Here is a 779-nt window from a genome sequence, read left to right as displayed (position 1 = left end):
AGCCTAATCTTTTATTCTCAACCACTGCATTTTGCTGCAGTCCAGCCAGTTTATTGAAGACGCTATAGTTGATCTTCCGTCCTTCATGCATGATTGCCACAGTACCATCCGGGTACTCCAGAAATGAAATGTATAGCCCAACAAGCTTATGATTCAGCTCTGTCGGTTCAAGCATATAAATACACTTGTCATAGGTCAGGGTCAGATTCTTGGTGACCTTACGCGGTTCCTGCCAGGTAAAAATATCATCCAGTTCAAGATCAGATTCGCTTAATGGCCGATGCAGGTTCTTTGAGTTTCGCGCACATTTGGCGAACTTCTGATTGAACTGCTCAATAAAGCAGGGTAACCATATATTGGCCTCTGCAATCGAACCGATGCCTTCCAGGCGCATCTCCTTGATCAGACGGTCCTGAAGGGTTCTGTTGGCACGTTCCACACGACCTTTGGCCTGTGGTGAGTTGGCAAAGATAATATCGATGTTCAAATTATTCAGAATCCGCCCAAATTGCGTAATCTGGCTGTCTTGCCTGGATTTCTGATTAACTCTGAATACCGAATGCTTGTCGCTATAAAAGGCTAGAGGTTTGCCGTATTGTTCAATGTAGGCTCGGGTTGAAAGCATGTAGTCAAAGGTCGTTTCAGCCTCACAAAAGCGCAGATGCAACAGCTTTCCAGTAGCATCATCGATATAAACCAACAAGCAGCATTTTGCAGCTCGACCTTCAAACCAGTCATGATATGAGCCATCAATTTGGATCAGTTCACCGAAGCAATCC

Annotated in this window: 1 protein-coding gene; it reads right to left on the bottom strand. The window is 44.9% G+C overall.

All coding sequences use genetic code 11. From position 1 onward, the window contains the following. A partial coding sequence (locus EXE29_RS17325) for an ISNCY family transposase (RefSeq protein ID WP_120365123.1) occupies nucleotides 1-779 on the bottom strand: 779 nt, incomplete at both ends.

Origin of the sequence: Acinetobacter sp. WCHAc060006, from assembly GCF_004209135.1 — a bacterium.
Classification (GTDB): domain Bacteria; phylum Pseudomonadota; class Gammaproteobacteria; order Pseudomonadales; family Moraxellaceae; genus Acinetobacter; species Acinetobacter cumulans.
This window is presented reverse-complemented; position numbering and strand designations above follow the sequence as displayed.